The 15571-nt window shown below is 44.5% G+C and carries 26 protein-coding genes and 1 tRNA gene; 22 read left to right on the forward strand and 5 right to left on the reverse strand.

Translation table 11 applies throughout. The features are described 5' to 3' along the window. The first annotated feature begins 561 nt into the window (after positions 1-561). The 3 genes from UE46_RS05130 (at position 562) to UE46_RS05140 (ending at position 1652) form a co-directional block, all read left to right on the forward strand. Entirely contained in the window at positions 562-906 is a 345-nt protein-coding gene (locus UE46_RS05130; protein ID WP_036058558.1) for a hypothetical protein, read from the forward strand. Positions 907-933: 27 nt separating this feature from the next. Further along, the gene (locus UE46_RS05135; RefSeq protein ID WP_036058561.1) at positions 934-1299 is read left to right on the forward strand and encodes a hypothetical protein; all 366 of its coding nucleotides are present in this window, start codon (positions 934-936) and stop codon (positions 1297-1299) included. A 280-nt stretch (positions 1300-1579) separates the two neighbouring features. Beyond that, a tRNA-Ala gene (locus UE46_RS05140) sits at positions 1580-1652 on the forward strand. 95 nt (positions 1653-1747) lie between these two features. Here the strand turns inward: UE46_RS05140 and UE46_RS05145 are convergent. From UE46_RS05145 to UE46_RS05160, 4 genes are all read right to left on the reverse strand, one after another. Beyond that, entirely contained in the window at positions 1748-2929 is a 1182-nt protein-coding gene (locus UE46_RS05145; protein ID WP_036058563.1) for a tyrosine-type recombinase/integrase, read from the reverse strand. A gap of 83 nt (positions 2930-3012) precedes the next feature. Beyond that, the gene (locus tag UE46_RS05150; protein ID WP_036058565.1) at positions 3013-3921 is read right to left on the reverse strand and encodes a hypothetical protein; all 909 of its coding nucleotides are present in this window, start codon (positions 3919-3921) and stop codon (positions 3013-3015) included. Positions 3922-3936: 15 nt separating this feature from the next. After that, a complete protein-coding gene (locus UE46_RS05155; protein ID WP_036058566.1) occupies positions 3937-4464 on the reverse strand; it encodes an ImmA/IrrE family metallo-endopeptidase in 528 nt (175 codons plus the stop codon). Between the two features lie 9 nt (positions 4465-4473). Continuing rightward, positions 4474-4806, reverse strand: a complete 333-nt coding sequence (locus UE46_RS05160) for a helix-turn-helix domain-containing protein (RefSeq protein WP_036058567.1) — start codon at positions 4804-4806, stop codon at positions 4474-4476. A 271-nt stretch (positions 4807-5077) separates the two neighbouring features. Between UE46_RS05160 and UE46_RS05165 the strand changes: the two genes are divergently transcribed. The 16 genes from UE46_RS05165 to UE46_RS05240 are packed head-to-tail and all read left to right on the forward strand — an operon-like array spanning position 5078 to position 14211. Further along, positions 5078-5434 carry a hypothetical protein gene (locus UE46_RS05165; RefSeq protein WP_036058568.1) on the forward strand — a complete coding sequence of 119 codons (357 nt, stop codon included), beginning with the start codon at positions 5078-5080 and terminating at the stop codon, positions 5432-5434. 43 nt (positions 5435-5477) lie between these two features. Then, positions 5478-5681: a helix-turn-helix domain-containing protein gene (locus UE46_RS05170; protein ID WP_036058569.1), complete on the forward strand. Its 204-nt coding sequence runs from the start codon at positions 5478-5480 to the stop codon at positions 5679-5681. Then, entirely contained in the window at positions 5682-5906 is a 225-nt protein-coding gene (locus UE46_RS05175; RefSeq protein ID WP_036058570.1) for an excisionase family DNA-binding protein, read from the forward strand. Further along, complete coding sequence (locus UE46_RS05180) at positions 5887-6147, forward strand: hypothetical protein (RefSeq protein WP_036058572.1); 261 nt, start codon at positions 5887-5889, stop codon at positions 6145-6147. The genes UE46_RS05175 and UE46_RS05180 overlap by 20 nt, the downstream gene beginning before the upstream one ends. Position 6148: 1 nt before the next feature. Further along, complete coding sequence (locus tag UE46_RS05185) at positions 6149-6376, forward strand: hypothetical protein (RefSeq protein WP_036058573.1); 228 nt, start codon at positions 6149-6151, stop codon at positions 6374-6376. Beyond that, positions 6376-6651 (forward strand): hypothetical protein, encoded by a 276-nt coding sequence (locus tag UE46_RS05190; protein ID WP_036058574.1) that lies wholly within the window; start codon positions 6376-6378, stop codon positions 6649-6651. The genes UE46_RS05185 and UE46_RS05190 overlap by 1 nt, the downstream gene beginning before the upstream one ends. Before the next feature lie 2 nt (positions 6652-6653). After that, positions 6654-7118 carry a pentapeptide repeat-containing protein gene (locus tag UE46_RS05195; protein WP_036058575.1) on the forward strand — a complete coding sequence of 155 codons (465 nt, stop codon included), beginning with the start codon at positions 6654-6656 and terminating at the stop codon, positions 7116-7118. Next, positions 7102-7503 carry a DUF3310 domain-containing protein gene (locus UE46_RS05200; RefSeq protein ID WP_077912418.1) on the forward strand — a complete coding sequence of 134 codons (402 nt, stop codon included), beginning with the start codon at positions 7102-7104 and terminating at the stop codon, positions 7501-7503. Before UE46_RS05195 ends, UE46_RS05200 begins: the two co-directional genes overlap by 17 nt. Next, positions 7496-7726: a hypothetical protein gene (locus UE46_RS05205; protein WP_036058576.1), complete on the forward strand. Its 231-nt coding sequence runs from the start codon at positions 7496-7498 to the stop codon at positions 7724-7726. The genes UE46_RS05200 and UE46_RS05205 overlap by 8 nt, the downstream gene beginning before the upstream one ends. Beyond that, positions 7723-8628 carry a hypothetical protein gene (locus UE46_RS05210; RefSeq protein WP_036058578.1) on the forward strand — a complete coding sequence of 302 codons (906 nt, stop codon included), beginning with the start codon at positions 7723-7725 and terminating at the stop codon, positions 8626-8628. The genes UE46_RS05205 and UE46_RS05210 overlap by 4 nt, the downstream gene beginning before the upstream one ends. A gap of 2 nt (positions 8629-8630) precedes the next feature. Further along, the gene (locus tag UE46_RS05215; RefSeq protein WP_036058579.1) at positions 8631-9677 is read left to right on the forward strand and encodes a hypothetical protein; all 1047 of its coding nucleotides are present in this window, start codon (positions 8631-8633) and stop codon (positions 9675-9677) included. Beyond that, on the forward strand, positions 9667-9879 hold the full coding sequence (locus UE46_RS05220) for a hypothetical protein (protein WP_051492756.1): 213 nt from the start codon (positions 9667-9669) through the stop codon (positions 9877-9879). Before UE46_RS05215 ends, UE46_RS05220 begins: the two co-directional genes overlap by 11 nt. Then, complete coding sequence (locus tag UE46_RS05225; protein WP_036058580.1) at positions 9879-10523, forward strand: hypothetical protein; 645 nt, start codon at positions 9879-9881, stop codon at positions 10521-10523. Before UE46_RS05220 ends, UE46_RS05225 begins: the two co-directional genes overlap by 1 nt. A 1-nt stretch (position 10524) precedes the next feature. Further along, positions 10525-11706 (forward strand): DUF2800 domain-containing protein, encoded by a 1182-nt coding sequence (locus UE46_RS05230; protein ID WP_036058581.1) that lies wholly within the window; start codon positions 10525-10527, stop codon positions 11704-11706. A 16-nt stretch (positions 11707-11722) separates the two neighbouring features. Further along, positions 11723-12280 carry a DUF2815 family protein gene (locus UE46_RS05235; RefSeq protein ID WP_036058584.1) on the forward strand — a complete coding sequence of 186 codons (558 nt, stop codon included), beginning with the start codon at positions 11723-11725 and terminating at the stop codon, positions 12278-12280. Next, the gene (locus UE46_RS05240; RefSeq protein ID WP_036058588.1) at positions 12277-14211 is read left to right on the forward strand and encodes a DNA polymerase; all 1935 of its coding nucleotides are present in this window, start codon (positions 12277-12279) and stop codon (positions 14209-14211) included. The genes UE46_RS05235 and UE46_RS05240 overlap by 4 nt, the downstream gene beginning before the upstream one ends. Position 14212: 1 nt before the next feature. Here the strand turns inward: UE46_RS05240 and UE46_RS05245 are convergent, their stop codons facing one another. Next, on the reverse strand, positions 14213-14719 hold the full coding sequence (locus UE46_RS05245) for a hypothetical protein (RefSeq protein WP_036058591.1): 507 nt from the start codon (positions 14717-14719) through the stop codon (positions 14213-14215). A gap of 91 nt (positions 14720-14810) precedes the next feature. Between UE46_RS05245 and UE46_RS05250 the strand changes: the two genes are divergently transcribed. From UE46_RS05250 to UE46_RS05255, 3 genes are read left to right on the forward strand one after another with little or no spacing between them, the layout of a single operon-like run. Beyond that, the gene (locus tag UE46_RS05250; protein ID WP_036058592.1) at positions 14811-15191 is read left to right on the forward strand and encodes a hypothetical protein; all 381 of its coding nucleotides are present in this window, start codon (positions 14811-14813) and stop codon (positions 15189-15191) included. Continuing rightward, positions 15192-15356, forward strand: coding sequence for a hypothetical protein (locus tag UE46_RS16275; protein WP_159103072.1), 165 nt, complete (start codon positions 15192-15194; stop codon positions 15354-15356). After that, positions 15353-15559 (forward strand): hypothetical protein, encoded by a 207-nt coding sequence (locus tag UE46_RS05255; RefSeq protein ID WP_036058594.1) that lies wholly within the window; start codon positions 15353-15355, stop codon positions 15557-15559. Before UE46_RS16275 ends, UE46_RS05255 begins: the two co-directional genes overlap by 4 nt. The last annotated feature ends 12 nt before the right edge of the window (positions 15560-15571 follow it).

The raw sequence follows: 15571 nt of genomic DNA on the forward strand, positions 1-15571 counted from the left end.
ATCTCAAAGGCGTTGTATGGTATGTGAGTTAATCTAGGCTTTGCATTTTTTAGGAAATCAATAAACGAGCTATTTCCTAAGCTTGAACTTAATTGGGCTGTAATGTTTTTGAATTATGAACTTGGTTTAGTATTGTATGTCAGGAGTTAGTGAATGTTAAGTTGACAAAACCTCCACCTCAATCTAATATAGTCTTATACTGCTAATTCAGCTCATTTAGCCAAACCTATTGGTATAAGCTCAGTATCTTAATTTCAAAAAAAGAGCAGGTTGAGGGCCTAGTGGGGTAAAACCCGTGGAGGTTCAAGTCCTCTCGGCCGCATCATTGGGGTTGTTCGATCTTGGATTGTTGCAACCCCGATATTCATGTGAACGTGTGTGAATATGAAATCGATTAGAATGTCTGAATAGGCTTGTGAGTCTGGTGTTTACGCTAGGTTTGCGAGCTTTTTTGTATTTGGAGCTGAAATGAGTCTGAAGAAAAGTGAGAAGACTAAGATTCGTGGTTTTAGTTAGATTTCTATGATAGCATTAATAATATCGAATTTAAGGGGGATGTGTATGGAGAAAATCCAGAAATTTGTCAACGTATTGTTTCTAACGTTTATATTGATGCCAGTAACGCTCTTCATTTTTCCAGTGACTTATGCCATAGCCGATGGTTCTAAAGGAGCAAGCTACTTATATGAATTCGGTGGGCCTTTGGGGTGGATCACGGTGAGTAATGATGTTGAGAATAAAAGTGGATTCATTGATGCAGCTTTCAAAGGGAACACAGGTATTACAATTCATTGGTCAGCCATGTTATACAGCTTTTTCATGATTCTTGTAGCAGTGTATTTCATTATTTTCATAATCAAAAAAGTAAATTCGAAACATAATGGAAAAATTGGAACCAGTGTATAGAACAAATGCAGAAAGGAGTTGTGTCTGATGAATAAAGAATTAATTGCTGAATCATTTTCAATGGGGCGCTTCGAGGAAACATACTCATATTTGTCTGATTCAATTGAATGGAATATTGTCGGTGAAAGCACTATAACAGGGATAGAAAGCGTCATTCAAAAATGTGAGGAAACTAGTAACTATTTTAATTCAGTCACTACAACATTTAATGTTAAAAATAGGATTATTGGAGATCATCAAGTTGTTATAAATGGACTGGCGGTTTTTGAAAAAAAGGATGAAGTATCTTTTATTGACGCGTGTGATATATATACATTCAATGATAATGGCCTACTTCAAAAAATCGAATCGTATTGTATTACTATAAAAAATGAGGCGATGCATGATAAATAGGGTCTTATTTTTAAAGAATGAATTTAATAGGTATCCAAAGCTTAATCAAAATGCCAAATTGGTGTTGCGATTAAGCTTTTTTGCCCGTATAGCCACGACCATTTTCTGATATAACTTAACAAAATGAATTGCACTAATCGAGGGCATGAATTTTGTCTGTAAAAGTAAGCGTTTTAATTCTGTAATGAGAAGTATGGTCCATAAGGCAAAAAAAATGTAATCTATGGAGCAAAGAATTGACACTCTCAAAATCCCTGTGATACAATGTTGCTATCGTGACGGGGTGTTAGCTCAGCTGGGAGAGCGCTACGCTGGCAGTGTAGAGGTCAGGGGTTCGATCCCCCTACGCTCCATTTATAAAAGGCTGCAACAGTGAGGTTTGTAGCTGTTAAGTATTTTCGCTTGACGGAGTGAATTTAGCTCCGTGGGCAGAGCGTGGGCAGAGATGCTAAAAAGGCTTTTTAAAGGTGCTCGCTGCGTTATCATCAGATTCCTCCAAAACGTGAGAATATATGTCCGCAGTTGTAGCATGTTTTTTGTGCCGAAGTCGTTGCTGAATAACTTTCAAATGTACATTTTCTTTTATGAGTAGTGTAGCAGAAGTATGCCGCAGTGCATGGAATTTCAGATGTCTAATTTTGTACCTTGCCAGGAACCTAATCCATCTTTGATAGACACTATCGGGTCGAAGTGGTTTCCCGTTAAAGTGATTATAAAACAAGAACTCATGCGAGGCCCATTTCTCTTCAATTTGGATAGCGTCGCGTACATCATCATAGTCGGATAAATATACTGTAATCATATCGAGGAGCCATTTAGGGATGGACACAGAACCCGTCATTTCGTTCTTAGTAGATTCTTTCAACTGTACCCCCAACTTAGTAGGTGCAATGATATTATTCTCGAATTTGATGGCAAGTCTGTCTTTCAATAGATGCTTTCGCTCCAGCGCTACAAGCTCACCCTCTCGGCAACCTGTACATATCGCAATACAAATCATTACCTGTAAATCTAAAGGCTCCTTTGCTAGCTTAGAATATATAAAATCAATCTCCTCCGGCGTGTAATAGCTAGGGGCTTTTGCTCTTTCTGAGGGGAGTCGGACGCCAGTGCAGGGGTTACTCTTGATAACACCCCAGGTCTTTGCTGTTTCTAGTGCTGTTCTGACCATCTTGAAAATATCGCAAACAGTGCTGGTACTGAGAGGTCGCTTGTCGTCTTCATCTGCTCTAACATCTTCTTGTTGTATGTCATGCAGGAAAGTCACCATTTGCAAAGTAGACAGCTTGGAGAGCTGAACATGCCCGATTCTTGGGAATATATGATTTTGGAAATGACTATTTCTAATCTCGCGCGTTTTGATTCCTTGCTGCTGTGTAGCTTGTTTAGGAATATATTCATTCTCAATGAACTGCTTAAAGGTCATTGTAGCAGGTGGTACGTAATCCCCATTTTCAAGCTCATCGATGAATGCCATTAGTTCCTTTTCTCGTTGTACAGCACTCTTTGTTTTTGTCATACGTCGTACACGGGTAGGGTTTCCATTCTCATTGTAGCCGACTGTGACGCTCAGCCTCCAACCAGTTTTTAGCTTCTCAATATTGCCAAAATATCGTTGCTTCTTTGTCATTTTTGTTTCACCTCCTTTCAAATAAGGGTACGTACGTTCGGTTATTAAACCGCAAAAGCCCAAGGAAAAAGGGCTTTCTGGCGTTATTTTACCACTGTTAGCGATGTTGCTGTGATACCTGGTATAGTAGCGGAGCCGCCTATTGTAGTATCATACGAGTAATTACCGTAGATAGTACCATAGACTTCGATTATATCGTCCTCTACTGCGTCTGTGATGCCGTCATAAATCACCGCAACAGTGTCCTCCCAAACATAGTCACCCTGCGTAATGTTTACACGGAGCAGGGTTGTGCCCCCATCCTCAATGGCTTGGATGACTTCACCTTTAGCGTAGTATGGTTTACCCATATAGGTATCAGCATTTTTCTTTAACATATTATATGATATTTCTGAGGCATTATTTTTAGCAGTGGCTATCTCGCTAGCCTTGGCCTCTTTGTCTTCTTTTGCTTTGATTTTTAGCTCTAGGGCATCTCTTTGCTCCAAAAGATTATCCAAATAGCCCATACCTATTTTGTCAACTAAGGACGTTGCACTATCCAAGTCATTACGATTAAGAGACTTCTCGGCCTTAGCTAGCGCGGCTTTGGCTTTTGTAACAAGCTCTTGCTGTTCCTTTTCTTCCTCTGAATCGTTCGCTTTTATTTTAGCGATACTAGGCTCAACAGTAATTAAAAAAGAGTTCCAGTGTCTGTTCTCCTCATTAACCTCCACACTGTAGTAAACTTCCTCATCTTCATAGTTTTCTAGGGTTACTTTAAAGCTCCCGTCTTTGTTCACTTCAACGGGCTTACGCTCGAGTGTCACTTTCGCCCCGCTGGAAACATTTCCTTTTAAACTAGATTTCCCAAACTCGTCAGCTTGCACTGTGCTACTTTTGAACGGATTTTTAATATCTGTATCTTTTACAGAAATCGCATCCTCGTTATCCCCACAAGCAGCTAGTAACAAAATCAAACCTAACAGCAATGCCCCAATTCCCTTTTTCATTCCTCATTCGCCCCCTCATATAATCTTATTCGCATGTATCAAATCCGCGTCCTTGTCGTAATGGCATAGCACGTTATCTTCTATCTTCTTCAAACGCCGCTTTGCCAGTTCGATAGGCACACCGAAAATGTCAGCTATTTCTATTATACAATCCTCAGAGGAAAAGTCCACCAAATTTAACATATGATAAGGGATGCGTAGGTATAAGCTCATCTGCTCGGCCTGCATCTCCTGTGCGAGCTTCTGCTGTTTACTCATCTGTAATTGATTCCCGCTATGGCCAAGCCAATGCGCGAACTCGTGGTAAAAATCATTTTTGTATCGTTCTCCCGTGATGCCTTTCTTCAATACAATCCCAAGTCTTCCAAAACTTGCGGATGGAAAGTCCATCTCCATCACTAAAACCCTGTATGCGATTTGAATCTTCTCTGTTTCTAAATGCGCGGGCTTGGTCACACCATGACTGATTAGGCTCTCAGACATGCGCAACTCGGTTTCGGTAGGCTTGTAGTGCTTTAAATAGTCAAGCTCTTCAATACCCATTCAGTCATCTCATTTCTCAAATTCATCTATTTTACGTTGTGCTTCTTTTAATGCTTCCACGATGCTCTCTACTTTTGCGATGTCAGCTGGCGTTAGTCCGTCCACATCAAGGAATTGAGCATCTTCTAGTCCATGGAGCGGATTCTTTATGTCTGTTCTTCCTAATAGGTAATCAACCGAGACATTCAGGTAGTCCGCTGTTTTTCTTAGTTTCTCACCGGAAGGGGTCTTTGTCTTCCATGCATACATGGAGTTCTTACCGAAATTTAGGTCTTCCTCTAATCTAGATATCGAAATTCCTTGTTCTTCACAAATTTTTTTTACGCGCTCAAATGTAGTCATACCAACCATCCTCGGACGCTTAAAGAAAATTTTATTCTTTTTTGTAGATAAAACACTTGCATTCTACAATAAAGAATACTATAATTCTCGTATAAGCTGATTTAATACGCTAACGGCACAACAAACAACAGCCAAAAATCACGCTCCCCAGCGAATGACGGCATTGTAGTAGGCTTCTTTAGCTATGCACTTATTCTACAATAAAGAATAAAAAAAGTCAACATTAGCGTATTAAATTAGCGGATAGTATAGAAAGTAGGAGGTTTTTAATATGACAACTAAAACAATCAATCTTATCCCATTAGCAAAATACAATAAGGAATTTCGTAAATACATTGTTGGTAGCCAAGTGCTTAACTTAGAAACACACGAACTTAATGAGGCGGGTACTTTCGAACATGATGCATGGTATTACTGGGACACCTACTTACTTGCGGAAGATGTTGAAAAAATTGTTAAGTACGATGATGCTGTACATGTCTACTTCACCTCTACCAAAAATAGCCGCGGACGGATTAGGCAAAATAAAGTATTAATCCCACACGCTTTATATGCTCGACTGGAAGGCATGAGATGTATTGGCTCGATTACCGAAGATGCTACTAAAAAGAGCTCAGAAGAAGTGTAGTACTGGATTGCCAAATACCAAACTGAAAGGAGGTGCTTCTAAAATGCCAGTCCAGCAACTAAAGGAGCTAGTAACAATTGCACTCGTACAGCGAGGAATTAGTCAAGCACAGCTCGCTCGAACAATCGGTATTTCACCCGCTTACTTATCCGACATCTTGAACGACAACCGAAGCGGCAAGCGAGCCGATGAAATCAAAAATCAAGTGGCCAATGCGCTAGGAATTGACCAGAAGGAGGGAAGCTAGATGGAAACTAGCCAAGTAAAAGAAACCATGTCAGCCCAAGAAGTAGCCGACTATCTAGGCGTCAAGCGGGCTACTATCTACCAGTGGGCGAACTACGCAGGATTGCCAAGTAAGCAGATAAACAGCAGACTGCGGCTATTCAATAAAACCCAAGTTGATGAATGGGTGAAGGGTGAGGCAGGTGAGAAGATTGTTCAAGACAATAATGACAAAAGAGCTAAGTGAAGGGACTGCCGTTGAATTTATGCAGGATGGGCAGGGTTACTGTTATACGCTAGTAAGTGACGCAGACATAGACAACTCGCCTACTTTCGAAACGCTCACCGAGGCTGTGCAAGACTTCAAGGAGACCGTTGCCGAGAAATACACAGCGGAAGCCCGAACCAATCAGCAAATCATCAGTGAGTTCGAGGAGTGGGACGGTGATGTGGAGAACTTACTACTATTGCAGGAAGGTGGGAGCTAATATGGCGACTTTTGAAGACATCAAAATCAAGGACCATGTTGTAGTGACCCATGACACGGTTGGGAAGCGAATCTTTGGTAAAGGGCGCTCCGTGGAAAAAGGCACAGAGTTAGAGGTGGCGATGGTCAGAGAGCATACACTTGTTGTTAGACCATTAGACCTTTTTGCTCCTGGGGTTATGACCATACCAACTACTGCTGTAAAACTACTAGATAGGGGACGAGACTAATGAACTCACCGGGTGAAAGAATTATCGAGTTGGAGGTACAGTCTGAGAAACTAAAAGAGGCTAAGTTTGAACTGCAAATTTTCCGTTCTGCTTCTCAGACAAGGAACCGCAAGACAATGACAAAAGAGTTGGCTGTTGAGTTTTCACGAAAATACGGGACCTGGTTAGTCACAATGTCCGAGCTGGCCATCCAGCAAAGTTCGCGTATATTGGAGCTCGAGCTGCAAAATGAATCGCTAAAAGCAGAACTCGAAGTATGGAAAGGAGAAGAATGAGTATGAGTACTATTAAACTGTCACAAGAGGAAGTTGATTTCAAGCTAGACTTAGGATTGGGATTTATGCAAATCCGGGACCTATATGGCTATGACCTTAGTGGGGTAGATTTCAGCAATCGACATCTTGAGAATGTAAGTTTTACAGATTCAATTCTAACTGGTGCAATTTTTACAGGAGTGACTTTTGGCGACAATGTATTATTCTGGGACACTGATATCGAGGGCGCTGTAAATTTGGACCTTGTGCAGGTTAAGGAGATAGGCAGCAGAAACGGAACAACTACTTATATCCCTTACTCTAATAGGGTTTGTTGTGGCTGCTTTGAGGGCACCTTAGAGGAGTTTGAGGAGACCGTGCAAGTTGTGCATAAATGTAACCCCCAATTTCTCAAAGAATACTCAGACGCCATTGCGCAGTTCAAAGCAGTAAGAGAGGAGCGAAAAACCAATGAAGGACAACATTAATCCGGCACATTATCAACAAGGCGGCATTGAAACCATCGATTTCATGCAGGCCAAGCTATCACCGGAGGAGTTCCGTGGCTATCTTAAAGCCAACATCTTCAAATATGTTACTCGGGAGGGTATGAAGAACGGACTGGAGGACTTGCAAAAAGCACAGTGGTATCTTGACCGCCTCATCGCACTAGACTCCAATACTCCATTTAAGTCCCGAGCGGAGATTGACAAAATTGTCGAGAAGCATGACACGTTAGAAACAGGGCTCCACGATATGCTGGAACGGGCTGCAAAGGAGACGGGTGTGCCGCGACAATTCTTGTTTGGGCATATCAGTGATGGTGGAATCGAGCTGGAGCAATCCGAAAATGAGGTGTTCCGCAATGAGTGATGTTGAGGTAGTTCGGTTCTTTGCGCTCTTGGGGTTTCTGTTAACCGTATTCGCAATATTCTGTTATAAAGTGGGTTACCACGATGCAAGAAAGAAAATGAAGGGCGGTGGTCAAATTGAAAGCATAGAAAAAGCCCGTCACGAAGCGGCAACTTCGAGAACGAGCACTCATAAAACTATACCTAAACACATTCTAACACGAAATGGGGTGGGAAGTAAATGAGTAAAATCATGTACAAAGAAACTCGGTTCAAGCCTGAGAGTCTGGCGCTGATTGAGAAGGTCAACCATATTATCGCGGATTTTCACCAGAAAGGCTATGAGCTGACGCTGCGCCAAGTGTATTATCAGTTGGTGGCAAGTGATGTTATCGAGAACAAAGAGCGCAGCTATAAGAACCTAGGGACCCTAATCAGCAACGCCCGACTGTCTGGTTTAATTGACTGGTACGCTATTGTTGATCGAACGCGATTCTTGAGGGGGCGTAACTACGATCACAGCCCAGACGATTCCGTGAATGCCTTATCTAACTCCTATAAGACGAATCCGTGGGTTGGCCAGCCCAACCATGTGGAGGTTTGGGTGGAGAAGGATGCACTAGTCGATATTGTTGGCCAGATCGCGAATAAGATGGATGTTCGTTTCTTCTCATGTCGGGGCTATGTCAGCCAGTCGGCTATGTGGCAAGCAGCTCAGCGCTTAAGTAATGCTTATAAGATGGGCAAAGATGTCACGATATTACACCTAGGAGATCATGACCCCAGCGGGCAAGACATGAGCCGAGATATCGAGGACAGGCTTAACACCTTTGAAGTCTATCCCGATGTGAAGCGGATTGCGCTCAACATGGATCAAATCGAGCTATACAACCCACCACCGAATCCAACTAAGCTAACCGACTCAAGAGCTGGCGAGTATATTAAACAGTTCGGCTATGAGAGTTGGGAGCTTGATGCCTTACAGCCTGAGGTCATCGATGCTTTGATTCGCAGCCACGTCGAACCTTTGATTGATACAGGGCTGATGGAGGAGGTCAAGGCCGAGTGTGCAAAAGACAAGGCGTTACTGGAAACCGTTGCGGAAAATTGGGGCAGTATTGTGGAAGAGTATGGAGAGGAGCGATAGGCATGGCTAGGGACGTTATTAATATTCACATAGAGAATAGACCTGGTCAGAGTATTCTGCCTCGCTACTTTGCTGAAAGTAAGCCAACTGTAACTGTCGATACGGACTACTTCGAGAGGATATGCCCCCTAGATGAGGAGGTTTTTCCACCGCTTAGCTGGGAAAAAGCAGACCCGAGCCTTGGAGTAGCAAGCCCCATAAAAGCTCGTATCGTTGGCCATCCATTTGCTAATTTAAAACTTAGCGCAGCCGAAGTACAGTTTTATGGAAAGTGGGCTAATGAAGAACGAGAGAAGTTGAGGCAAGCAGGGTTATCCCCACTAGCCGAAAGCGACCACGCTATAGACGCCTTGCGATACGCCATTATGAACCGAGAAAAGGAGTTGGTGGGATTGATACCCGAAGGATATGAAGCGCCTGAAATGGAGTTTTACGTTGACGGTGAAAGAGTTGAATTTGATGAGGAGGCGAAGGATTTGAAAAAATTAGAAATTAATCAAGAGTTAAATGAGCGCATTATTTGGGCGCTGCGGGGTGGCTGGACTAGCGGAACGGAGCTAGAAAAAGTATCTATCTTAGCGAAACTTATTGAGTCGGAGCTGCTTGAGGCGAATGGCCTGACTGCTAAAGACATTTATGCGCTGGCAGCTGGAGACTTCATCGTTAAATCAAAATATGAGGTTGGGCAGTATTATTCAGCGGGTAAAAGGATTTTCCTAATAACCGAAGTGGCGGGTCGTAGAATTGCAGCTGATGTTTTTCATGGAGGGAAGCGCCATTTTGTAAGCAATGACCAGTTCTATATCAATTCTAATGTGGATGCAGCCCTTGAGCCCGCAACATCTAGGGAGGTTGAATTATATAAACGGGCGATGCATTTTCGTCGTCAAAATCGCCGGTTGAATGATTTCAAGGTAGGCGACATTGTTCTCCTTAGAGGTCTTATGCAGCCTATCTATGAAACTATGGGGCATATGAACGACCAAGAGGTAGAAAGGGCCTTACTAATCTGCCCTGTAGAAAAACGAGGTGACAAACTTGCCGATTAAAGTAGGGGATAGCGTCGAAATCCAAGACCGCGCAGGAGCAGAGCAGTACACCGCAGAAGGACAGCAGTGCACCGTTATTGAAACTACAACGGCCCCAATGTCAGACAGACCAATATTGTTACGACTGCAAGACCCTTGCGGCGACGAGTTCTATATCCCAGCAAATCAAGTAAAACTAATTAAAAATGGAGGAATGAAATAATGAAAATGTTTTTTGAAATCGAGTCGGTAGAAGATGCACAGGAATTCCACAAAGCGCTAGCTGTACTAGTGGGCACAGCGCCAACCTTGCCAGAGGAGGCGAAAGTAGAATACGAGAAGGCCGAGGCTGCTTCCGATTCCGCTGAGCCAGATACGGCAGACGTGGAGGAAGTCGAAGAGGACGACGAGCAGGAAGAGCTTGAGCTGGTGGACGTGAAACGCGCTATCCGTGAGTTTGAGAATGGCACTAAGCATCCGGCCGTTAAAAAAGCAATGCGGTCGTATAAGGTAAAAACGCTAAAAGAGCTTGACCCAGAAGACTATGCGCCGTTCATCGCTAAGCTGGAAAGCCTCGCTGCTGAATCAGAGGATGAGGATGTAGAGGAAGCAGCGCCACCAAAATCCAAAGCTGCGGGAAAGAAGGACAAAGCGAAAGTCGAGTCTGACGATGATGAGGACGAGGCCTATACAGAAGATACCCTCCGTACTTTAACCCGTCCTATCATCCGAGCGAAGCAAAGTGGTAAAATTCGTGGCATCCTGCGCGAAAACTACGGCGTTGAGAAAATGGGCGACTTAGACGAAGACGATTACGAAGCGTTCGCTGATGACATCAAAGCGCTAATCAAAGAACTGGGCTTGTAATATGCCAGACGTACACGCCAAGCTGTCAGCCTCGGGCTCGAGCAGGTGGCTAAACTGTACGCCCTCCATATCCCTAGAAGCCAAGTTCCCCGAGCAGGAGGGCGGCGGTATCTTCGCAAGAGAGGGCACCTTGGCGCATAGCTTCGGTGAGCTCATTCTGCAACGATTCAACCGTGAGATAGACAAAGCGAAGTACATCCGGAAACTGAACCTGCTCAAAAAACACGAGCTCTACGACGAGACGATGATTGACCATGTCGAAGTCTATACGACTGTTGTGATTGAAAAGTTCCAAGCGGCTCATGCTGCGGACCCTGATGCTGTACTCTCCATTGAGCAGCGTCTCGACTATTCGGGTTGGGCACGTGGGGGGTTCGGTACAGGTGACGCGGTCATCGTCGGGAATGGCGTTGTGGAAATTGTCGATTTGAAGTATGGCAAGGGTGTCCCAGTCTTCGCAGAGGAGAATAGCCAGCTCATGCTGTACGGGCTTGGTGCCTACAATGCTTTCGAGCTAGGCTATGACTTGCATACCGTCAAAATGACGATTGTGCAGCCACGTCTGGACAGTATCACCGAGTTCGAGATGGAAGTCAGTGACCTGCTCGATTGGGCGGATAACGTAGTCAGACCAGCCGCGCTACTTGCCGATAAAGGCGAGGGCGAGCAGGTACCGGGTTCCTGGTGTACCTTCTGCAAGGCAAAAGCGATTTGCAAGGCCAGAGCGGAGGCTAACCTTGCTTTTACAACGTACAACTTCAAAGACCCTCGACTCATGCAGCCCGAAGAAATAGGGGCCGTGCTGAAACAAGCGGCAGAGCTGGGTAAGTGGGCGGATGATGTCAAGAAGTTCGCGCTAAAAGAGGCGGAGGCTAAAGGCATCAAATTCCCAGGCTGGAAGTTAGTAGAGGGCAAAAGTAACCGGAAATACGTGGATGAGGAGACTGTGCTGGGCGCCTTGGAGCTAGAAGGTTACTCCGAAGATGACCTCATGAACAAGAAACTTAAAGGCCTCGGAGACCTGGAGAAAATGGTTGGCAAGAAGCGGGTGGTCATGATACTGGGAGACTTGATTGTGAAGCCCCCAGGTCGCCCAACGCTCGCAGTAGAATCAGATAAAAGAAGAGAAATCAGTCTAAAGTCAGCCGCAGCGGATGATTTTGCGGACGACTTAGAAAACTAAAGGAGACGATGAAGAAATGGCAAAAGTAGTAACAGGGAAAGTTAGATTTAGTTATGCGCATGTGTTCGAACCATGGAGCGGTGAAGAGGGCCAGCCGAAGAAATACAGTGTTTGTCTCATCATTGATAAATCTGACAAGAAGACGCTCAAAGCTATCAACAAGGCTATTGAAGAGTTGAAAGAGGACGAGCGCGCTCTTGCTACCTGGGGCGGTAAGAAAGCACCTAAGAGTTTGAAGCTGCCACTGCGTGATGGCGATGACGAGCGCGAAGAACAGGAAGAGTTTGAAGATACGTTTTTCCTCAATGCAAACAGTAATCGAGCACCTGAGGTCATCAACAAACAAGGGAGGATTTTAGAGGATGAGGAGGATTTCTATTCTGGCTGTTACGGTCGTGCAAGTGTTAATCTTTTTGCTTATAACAGCAATGGCAGTAAAGGGATTGCAGTAGGCTTGAATAACCTTCTATTCCTAGAAGACGGCGAACCTCTTGGTGGTACCCGTACTAGTGCGAAAGAAGATTTTGCTGACCTCATTGATGACGACGATTTTGACGATGATGATGACTTATGAGTCGAAAAGTCCTGAGACTGGATATTGAAACATACTCAGGCCGGGACATCCGCAACTGCGGCGTATATGCCTATACGGAGGATGAGGATTTCGAAATCATTCTCCTAGGTTACGCCTATAACGATGGCGAGGTGGGAATTGTTGACCTCACCATAGACGAAATTCCAGAGGAAGTCTTGGCCGATTTGACGAATCCAGATGTACTCAAGACAGCGCAAAACGCCAACTTTGAGCGAACCTGTCTGGCTAAGTATTATGGTGTTGCAATGCCGCCGGAGCAATGGCGGTGCACGATGATTCACGGAGTCATTTTGGGATTGCCTGCCAGTCTAGACGCGATGTCCGAGGCGCTCAACTTACAGCAAAGGAAGGACAAAGAGGGTAAGGCGCTCATCCGCTACTTTTGTATGCCTTGCAAGCCTACGAAGGCAAACGGGGGACGTACCCGAAACTATCCAGAACATGCGCCAGACAAGTGGAAGATGTTCATGGAGTATTGTGTGCAAGACGTTGTCGTCGAGCGAGCTATCAGCAATAAGCTAGAGCGATTCCCGTTCCCACCCGATGAACAAAAGTACTGGGAGCTGGACCAGCGCATTGTTGATGCAGGCGTAAAAATCGATATTGACCTGGTCAATCACGCGATTGCCTGCCAAGAGTGGTATCAGCGCACTTTAGTAGCCCAGGCAAAAAGGCTTACAGGCCTTGCAAATCCGAACAGTCCTGCTCAGCTAAAAGAATGGTTAGGCAAAAAAGGCTACGAGGTCACGAGTATTAATAAGGAAGCTATCAGCAACCTGTTAGCCGATAAGTCTTTGCTGCCAGAAGTGCGCGAAATGCTCAAGCTACGTCAGGAAATGTCGAAAACCAGTGTTAAAAAGTACGAGAAAATGCGACATGCTCAGTGTAAAGATGGCCGGGTACGCGGTTTGCTCCAGTTCTATGGAGCGAATCGTACTGGCCGATGGGCTGGCCGTCTGGTACAGGTGCAGAACCTACCCCGTAACTACATCAAAGATATAGCCGAGGTACGGGAAGACTTGAAAATGGGCAATTATGCAACGTTCCGAATGCTATACAGCAATGTGCCCGATGTACTCTCTCAGCTCATCCGTACCGCGTTTATTGCCGAAGATGGCCATACATTCGATATTACCGACTTTAGCGCTATTGAGGCGCGTGTGATTGCCTGGTTGGCAGGTGAGCAATGGCGGCTAGATGTATTTCGAGGGCATGGCAAAATCTACGAGGCTTCGGCTTCGCAGATGTTCCATATTCCGATGGACGAGGTGGACAAAGAGCTACGGCAAAAAGGCAAGGTGTCCGAATTGGCGCTAGGGTATAACGGCGGCGTAAATGCACTAATTGCCATGGGTGCCCTAAATATGGGGCTGAAAGAGGAAGAGCTGCAAGGCATTGTCGATGCTTGGCGGAAAGCCAGTCCGGCGATTACGAAGCTCTGGAGAGGCGTAGAGAACAAGGCTAAAGCTGCAATCGGTACACGAAAAGCGCAGCACTATAAAGGCCTTACCTTCTATTATAAGGCTGGCATCTTGTTTATTGAGTTACCGTCAGGCCGAAGACTCGCCTACTTCAAAGCGCAGTTAGTTCCAGGCAAGTATGGCGACCAAATCGCCTACATGGGAACCTCCGAAAAAGGCTGGCACAAACAACATACGTATGGCGGAAAGCTGGTCGAGAACATCGTCCAAGCCATCGCTCGGGACTGCCTTGCTATTGCCTTACAGCGGATTGAGGACGCTGGTGTCAAGACGGTTATGCACGTACACGATGAGGCCATCACAGAGGTACCGCTGGAAGAAAGTTCAGTCGATAAGCTAAACGCCTTACTGGCTGAACCGATTCCATGGGCGCCTGATTTGCCCTTACAGGGCGATGGCTTTTCATCCGTGTTCTATATGAAAGATTAGGCTATTTGAAAATTGCTATAAGGGATATTATTGTCGCGAAAATACCGAGGAGTATAGTGTACCTGTCTTTTGGGTCATCTATGGAATTACTAAATACTTGGAAAGCAAATTTGGAAATTCCGAGAGCCATGTGTAGCGTAATAATACTAAGTGAGGTGGTCGCCATAATTAGTACAGGGATTAAATCTTGTATTTTAAATGTTGGTGAAGTGGATGCAAAAAACAAAAGTATCAATACAGTGATTAGCATAATTACTGTTAAGTTTATTTCGCCAAATTTGTAACCTTTTGAAGCATTATTGTCCACATATTTAGGATATGCAAGCAAAAACATACCTATGTAAAAAAGAGGGATGACAATAACTATTCCTATGTATTGTTCTTGGCTAAACTCCCGAAGTGTAGTGAAAAAAGCGATTATCTGATGAGTGTTTATCAGATATAAAGCGGTGAGTATTGAAGCAACTAGGAAATGCAAGCCAATAAGGACTCTAAGTGAAGTGAACATAAAAAAAACTCCTTTGCTATGTATTAGTAATATCATAGCAAATATTTACAAGTTAGTATATACCAACATTCAAGAAAAATGAGGTGGAAAAATGATTTATAAACTAAAACACCATGCAGGCGAAACGGTGGGCTTCGAGGCAGGTGCGCCCGCAGGTAAAATTGTAGAAGCTCTGGAAGTGGCGATTGCTACTGTTGCAGTCAATTATGGTCCATCTGCGGATTTAAGCAACGCGGAGCTGGTGGAAGTGCTGCGCAGAGGAATGTCCGAGTACGGCGTGAAACGTTTGGAAACTGATAAGCAGTATTTCGGTGTTGAGATTGACACGTTTGAACTATATGAGTCTATTGCGGCGGATATCGGTGTGGTTGAGGCTAAACGACACACCTATAAATTTCATCAAAGTATTGCAGCTATCGCTTGCACGGTCTATATGGAGGGGCTCATGCGTTCACCCAAGGAGGCGGAGTAGATGTCCAAAAAATACTATAGAGAAGAGCTGGAGCGAATTGATAGCTTACTGGCGTCAAAGCGCGAGCTGGTATTTCGTACTTCTCTTGAGTGCCAGGGGTTGAAACTGCTAAAAAAGGAATTTGAGCAGAAGCTAGGCAAGTTGGAAGTAGGTGCTCATAAATGAACGAGCAGGAGAAAAAGTTGTCTCTTATTCTGAGTATGAAACGCTGTATTGAGATTCTTGAGATGGACGATATTGTAAAGGATTTTCCTGAGTACAACTATGGTAAAACCCAATACGGGCATGGCAAGGCAGAACTTAAGGCCAAATTGCGAGAGGTGCGTCGTGATAGCGTTCGGCTGTTCAGAGAGGAGCATAACAGGTGAGTGGCTGCGAAT

The sequence above is a fragment of the Listeria weihenstephanensis genome (genome assembly GCF_003534205.1).
Taxonomy (GTDB): domain Bacteria; phylum Bacillota; class Bacilli; order Lactobacillales; family Listeriaceae; genus Listeria_A; species Listeria_A weihenstephanensis.

What these genes read in the sequence shown, in the direction of transcription:
- UE46_RS05240 (WP_036058588.1), top strand. Translation starts at nt 12,277, where the DNA reads ATGAGTCGAAAAGTCCTGAGACTGGATATTGAAACATACTCAGGCCGG.
- UE46_RS05255 (WP_036058594.1), top strand. Translation starts at nt 15,353, where the DNA reads ATGAACGAGCAGGAGAAAAAGTTGTCTCTTATTCTGAGTATGAAACGC.
- UE46_RS05165 (WP_036058568.1), top strand. Translation starts at nt 5,078, where the DNA reads ATGACAACTAAAACAATCAATCTTATCCCATTAGCAAAATACAATAAG.
- UE46_RS05230 (WP_036058581.1), top strand. Translation starts at nt 10,525, where the DNA reads ATGCCAGACGTACACGCCAAGCTGTCAGCCTCGGGCTCGAGCAGGTGG.
- UE46_RS05160 (WP_036058567.1), bottom strand. Translation starts at nt 4,806, where the DNA reads ATGACTACATTTGAGCGCGTAAAAAAAATTTGTGAAGAACAAGGAATT.
- UE46_RS05215 (WP_036058579.1), top strand. Translation starts at nt 8,631, where the DNA reads ATGGCTAGGGACGTTATTAATATTCACATAGAGAATAGACCTGGTCAG.
- UE46_RS16275 (WP_159103072.1), top strand. Translation starts at nt 15,192, where the DNA reads ATGTCCAAAAAATACTATAGAGAAGAGCTGGAGCGAATTGATAGCTTA.
- UE46_RS05170 (WP_036058569.1), top strand. Translation starts at nt 5,478, where the DNA reads ATGCCAGTCCAGCAACTAAAGGAGCTAGTAACAATTGCACTCGTACAG.
- UE46_RS05250 (WP_036058592.1), top strand. Translation starts at nt 14,811, where the DNA reads ATGATTTATAAACTAAAACACCATGCAGGCGAAACGGTGGGCTTCGAG.
- UE46_RS05180 (WP_036058572.1), top strand. Translation starts at nt 5,887, where the DNA reads ATGACAAAAGAGCTAAGTGAAGGGACTGCCGTTGAATTTATGCAGGAT.
- UE46_RS05175 (WP_036058570.1), top strand. Translation starts at nt 5,682, where the DNA reads ATGGAAACTAGCCAAGTAAAAGAAACCATGTCAGCCCAAGAAGTAGCC.
- UE46_RS05155 (WP_036058566.1), bottom strand. Translation starts at nt 4,464, where the DNA reads ATGGGTATTGAAGAGCTTGACTATTTAAAGCACTACAAGCCTACCGAA.
- UE46_RS05205 (WP_036058576.1), top strand. Translation starts at nt 7,496, where the DNA reads ATGAGTGATGTTGAGGTAGTTCGGTTCTTTGCGCTCTTGGGGTTTCTG.
- UE46_RS05235 (WP_036058584.1), top strand. Translation starts at nt 11,723, where the DNA reads ATGGCAAAAGTAGTAACAGGGAAAGTTAGATTTAGTTATGCGCATGTG.
- UE46_RS05145 (WP_036058563.1), bottom strand. Translation starts at nt 2,929, where the DNA reads ATGACAAAGAAGCAACGATATTTTGGCAATATTGAGAAGCTAAAAACT.
- UE46_RS05190 (WP_036058574.1), top strand. Translation starts at nt 6,376, where the DNA reads ATGAACTCACCGGGTGAAAGAATTATCGAGTTGGAGGTACAGTCTGAG.
- UE46_RS05225 (WP_036058580.1), top strand. Translation starts at nt 9,879, where the DNA reads ATGAAAATGTTTTTTGAAATCGAGTCGGTAGAAGATGCACAGGAATTC.
- UE46_RS05245 (WP_036058591.1), bottom strand. Translation starts at nt 14,719, where the DNA reads ATGTTCACTTCACTTAGAGTCCTTATTGGCTTGCATTTCCTAGTTGCT.
- UE46_RS05195 (WP_036058575.1), top strand. Translation starts at nt 6,654, where the DNA reads ATGAGTACTATTAAACTGTCACAAGAGGAAGTTGATTTCAAGCTAGAC.
- UE46_RS05185 (WP_036058573.1), top strand. Translation starts at nt 6,149, where the DNA reads ATGGCGACTTTTGAAGACATCAAAATCAAGGACCATGTTGTAGTGACC.
- UE46_RS05210 (WP_036058578.1), top strand. Translation starts at nt 7,723, where the DNA reads ATGAGTAAAATCATGTACAAAGAAACTCGGTTCAAGCCTGAGAGTCTG.
- UE46_RS05135 (WP_036058561.1), top strand. Translation starts at nt 934, where the DNA reads ATGAATAAAGAATTAATTGCTGAATCATTTTCAATGGGGCGCTTCGAG.
- UE46_RS05130 (WP_036058558.1), top strand. Translation starts at nt 562, where the DNA reads ATGGAGAAAATCCAGAAATTTGTCAACGTATTGTTTCTAACGTTTATA.
- UE46_RS05200 (WP_077912418.1), top strand. Translation starts at nt 7,102, where the DNA reads ATGAAGGACAACATTAATCCGGCACATTATCAACAAGGCGGCATTGAA.
- UE46_RS05150 (WP_036058565.1), bottom strand. Translation starts at nt 3,921, where the DNA reads ATGAAAAAGGGAATTGGGGCATTGCTGTTAGGTTTGATTTTGTTACTA.